This window comes from Chitinophaga sp. (assembly GCF_035564935.1).
Lineage (GTDB): Bacteria > Bacteroidota > Bacteroidia > Chitinophagales > Chitinophagaceae > Chitinophaga.
Map to the genome: position 1 here is coordinate 1 of NZ_DATMTE010000622.1, position 4,836 is coordinate 4,836.

Annotated in this window: 2 protein-coding genes; both read left to right on the plus strand. The window is 50.6% G+C overall.

Translation table 11 applies throughout. The annotated features are described in order from the left end of the window. Positions 1-69: 69 nt before the first annotated feature. A complete protein-coding gene (locus VN105_RS15860) occupies positions 70-3,315 on the plus strand; it encodes a TonB-dependent receptor (protein WP_325642505.1) in 3,246 nt (1,081 codons plus the stop codon). A 10-nt stretch (positions 3,316-3,325) separates the two neighbouring features. Continuing rightward, a partial coding sequence (locus tag VN105_RS15865; protein WP_325642506.1) for a RagB/SusD family nutrient uptake outer membrane protein occupies positions 3,326-4,836 on the plus strand: 1,511 nt, incomplete at its 3' end.

The following is a 4,836-nucleotide window of genomic DNA, read 5'->3' on the forward strand; positions in this document are numbered from 1 at the left end:
CAAAAACGCAAACTATTTGTCCAACCAGCCACATCGAAATCATTCCGAAAAAATTAAACAACCGGGAATATGCAAAAAAGTTTTCTCGTATCTATGATGGCTTCGGCCGTAAGGCCGGGCTTTATCGCAGGCGCCACCTGCCTGCTGATATGCTTCTCTATTCAAACGGCTGCAGGAAACGCCGGCATTCCGGCGGCCAACATCCAAACCGTCGCGGAGGTCATTATCCGGGGCCGGATAACCGACAGCGATAACGGGACCCCGTTGCCAGGCGCCCAGGTACGGCTCAAAGGCGCCAAAACAGGTGCGGCATCTGATGGCGATGGCCGCTTTGTTCTCACTGTGCCGGATAACACCGGTACGCTTATCATCAGCTTTATGGGATATACCACTCAGGAAGTGGAGATCGCCGGGAGGAAACAAATTGATGTGCAACTGAAGCCGGATGCCCAGAAGCTGCAGGATGTGGTGGTAGTGGGATATGGCACCCAATCAAGAACAAAAGTGACCGGCTCCGTGGCACAGGTAGGGGAGGAAGTGTTTAAAAACCGTCCTATCGTGAATCTTGCCCAGGGCCTTCAGGGCGCTATCCCCAATCTGAACATCTCCTTTGGAGATGGACAGCTGAACCGTGGCGGCACGTTCAATATCCGTGGCTTTACCTCTATTAATGGCGGTGCTCCCCTGATCCTGATAGACGGTACACCCGGTGAGATCAATCTCATTAACCCGGAAGATGTGGAAAGCGTAACCGTACTGAAGGATGCGGCATCCGCAGCTATTTACGGCGCCCGCGCCGCCTTCGGTGTAATATTGGTGACCACCAAAAAAGGTAAGGAAGGCAAACCGCTGGTGCGTTACACCAACAACTTCGGCTTCGGCAAGCCGATAGGTATTCCAGCGGTGATCAAAGATCCGCTGGAAGCTGCTACAGTGCAGAATGAAGCATATCGTGGATATGCCGGTACAGATGCACCGGGCATGCCTGCCATCATTGAATACCTTAATCAACGGCGTGATGATCCTTCACTGCCGGAGCTGGGAGTGGATGCCAGCGGTAACTTTATCCGCGGTGCGAACACCGACTGGTATGGTGAGTTTTATAACGACAAAGCTCCCTTCTCCAAAAACTATATCAGCATTTCCAACTCAAAGAATAATACTTCCTATTATCTCTCCCTGGGCTATGAAAAACAGGATGGTATTTTCGCCCAGGCCACGGATTCCTATGAACGGATCAGTTCCCGCCTGAAAGTGGATACCCGCGTGTGGGACTGGCTCCAGGTGTTCGACAACATAGAATTTAACCAGGGTTTGTACGATGCGCCTAATAAATTTGTAACCGATGGCGGTTATAATGTGTACCGTTACCTTTCTCTTTATGCCAGTCCTTACGAAGCTATTAAAACAGCCAACGGAAATTATACGCTTGCGGGCATGTCTGTATTCGGGCAGCTGAACAACGGAGGGCGCACAAAAAACAAAGACCAGGTGTTCAAGAATACGGTAGGATTCCGAACAAATTTCTTCGGCAACCGTTTACGGCTAAACGGAGATTACACTTACTTCCTCACACAAACCCGCGACGACATCCAGTATTTCAGGATGAAGTATGAGAACAAACCCAACAGCATTGTAAATTTCACCAATCCTGATTATTATTCTTCCGGCGCTGCTGACAGGGCGCATCATATCATCAACCTGTACGCGGAATATGAAGAGCGTTTCGGGAAGCATCATGTAAAAGGCCTGGCCGGGTTTAACCGTGAACTGAACCAGTTGAGCGCATTCATAGCCAGGAGGGATGAAAATATTACTTCCGAACTGGGCTCCATCAACCTTACCAATGGTATCACCACACTGTCGGCCGATAAATCGGAATGGGCGCTCCAGGGGATCTTTGGCCGGTTGAACTATGATTTTGATAATAAGTACCTGCTGGAGTTCAACGGCCGGTATGATGGTACCTCCCGCTTTGCAAAGAATGACCGCTTTGGTTTTTTCCCTTCCGTGTCTGCCGGATGGGTGCTTTCAAATGAACCTTTCTTCGGGTCGCTGAAGCAAAGCATCAGCAATTTCAAGCTCCGGGCTTCTTATGGTTCGCTGGGCAACCAACTGGTAAGCGACTATGCTTACATCAGCACTATGTCGCCTTACACTGCGTCCGACCTGCTGGATCTGAACGGCCAGCTGCCGCTGTCTGTGCGCGCCCCTAACCTGGTGCCTTTCAACCTTACATGGGAAACAGCCAGCACACTGAACACAGGCTTTGATATGACTTTGCTGAAGAACAGGTTGAATGTTGGCTTCGACTGGTATAACCGGCAAACAAAGAACATGCTCACCAAAGGGAGAACATTGCCAGCGGTGCTGGGTACCACCGAGCCAAAGGAAAATGCGGCGGATCTTTCTACCAAAGGATGGGAGTTATCGCTGCGGTGGAATGACGAGTTGCAACTGGCAGGTAAGCCCTTTGCCTATCATTTCTCCGTAGTGCTGTCGGATAGCCGGTCCTTCATCACGCGCTTCAACAATCCCAGCAGGCTGCTGACCGATTATTACGAAGGAATGGAAGTAGGGGAGATCTGGGGATATACTACCCTGGGCTTTTTCAAAACAGATGATGAATCGGCCGGGTATGCGGACCAGTCGAGGTTGCACCTGTTTCCCGGCTTGCCTAAAGCAGGGGATATCAAGTTTGAAGATACGAACGGAGACCATGTGATCAGCTTTGGAAGAAACACAGTAGACGATCCGGGCGATCTCCGTAAGATCGGGAACACCACGCCCCGTTATGCGTATGGTGTGAACATGGGCTTTAACTGGTATAATTTCTCGGTCGATGTATTCCTGCAGGGAATCGGCAAGCGCGATTTCTGGCCGGGCACAGAGGCAGCAGTGTTCTGGGGCTTCTATAACCGTTGGAACCAACCTGTGTACGATCATATTTACAACAATTACTGGACGCCTGAAAACCCTGATGCCTATTTCCCGCGTTTGCGCGCTTATGAAGCATTGTCCACCGATCGTTCATTAGGCGCTGTACAAACACGTTACCTGCAGAATGCAGCTTACCTGCGCCTTAAGAACCTGAGCCTTGGTTATACCATTCCACAGGCCATTACCAACAGGGCAAAGATTGCGCTGGCAAGGGTTTTCTTTTCCGGGCAAAACCTGTTTGAATGGACACGGTTGTCTAAAGCATTCGATCCTGAAGGGATCCGCGACGAAGTGGATGCTTCGCGGGCAAACGGCGCGGGCTTCGTATACCCGCTGCAACGGACGTTTACATTTGGCGTTGAGCTTAACTTTTAAAAATCTGGTTATGCATATAAAATTACTTTTAGTGCTGCTGTTGACAGGATGCTGTTTTGTTGCCTGTAAAAATGATTTCCTGGAGCGTTATCCGCAAAGTGAGATCAGCCCGCAGCAGTTCTTCAATACGGAGAAAGACCTGGAGCTATATGCCAATAGTTTCTATGCCAGCCTGCCGGGGGAAGATATCTTCACGGCGGATTTTTCAAGCGATAACGTAGATGTATCTGCGATTGATGAAGTAGTAACAGGACGAAGAAGGGTATTCACGGATGCCGCTTCTGCCGGCTGGACCTGGACGGCATTATATAATATCAATTACTTCCTGGAACACTACAACAAACCTGCTATCCCTGCAGAAGCAAGGAACCATTACGCCGGTGTGGCCAGGTTCTTCCGTGCATGGTTCTATTTTGATAAACTGAAGCGATTTGGAGATGTGCCCTGGTACAGCCAATCGCTGAACGCAGGCAGCCCCGAGCTTTATAAAGCACGTGATCCCCGCAGTCTCATTATGGATTCCATCAGGGCGGATCTCGATTTTGCAACGGCCAATCTCCGTTCAGCCAAAACACCGGCGCGCATCAATAAATGGACGGCGCTTGCTTTCAAATCTACCGTATGCCTTTTTGAAGGTACTTTCCGCAAATATCATCCGGAGTTCCAGTTGCAGGGATCGGCGAATGCGTTGTTGGAAGAAGCTGCTGCGGCCGCCGGTGAAGTGATGACAGGCGCACAATATAAACTCGCCACCGGTGATGCCAATGCCGTGTACCTGAATCTCTTTGCCGCTCAAACGCCCAATGCCAATGAATTTATCTTAAGCCGTCTTTATGGGCTAACGGTAAATAAATCGCATGCCGCTAACCAGATCTTCACTTCGCCTACGCGCGGTAACCCCGGGCTTACAAAATCGCTGATGGAATCTTACCTGATGAAAGACGGTACGCGCTTCTCCGCCGTACCCGGAGCTGCCGCCATGCCCTTTTGGGAAGAAGTGATGAACAGGGATCCCCGCCTGGCGCAAACCATCCGCACTCCCGGCTATAGCCGTATAGGCGCCACCGTAAAACTGGTGCCGGATTATGCCAACGCTTTCACCGGTTATCAGAATATAAAATTTGTGTCTACTCCCGACCAGGATGCCGCCGCCTATACACCGCTTCCCATTATCCGTTATGCCGAAGTATTGTTGAACTATGCAGAGGCAATGGCTGAACTGAACAAGCTCACCCAGGTGGAAGCAGATCGCTCCATTAACCTGTTGAGGGACCGGGTGGGTATGCCAAAACTTACGATCGGTGGCCTCACAGCAGATCCCTTCCTGTTGGCACAATACCGGCATACAACGGATCCCGTGGTGCTGGAGGTGCGCCGCGAACGCCGCATAGAGCTGGCCATGGAAGGATTCCGGTTTAATGACCTGATGCGCTGGAAAGAAGGACATCTGCTGGCAGAAGTTTTTTATGGCGCTTATTATCCCGCAAAAGGAACCTATGATCTTGACGGCGATGGGAAGAA

What these genes read in the sequence shown, in the direction of transcription:
- VN105_RS15860 (WP_325642505.1), top strand. Translation starts at nt 70, where the DNA reads ATGCAAAAAAGTTTTCTCGTATCTATGATGGCTTCGGCCGTAAGGCCG.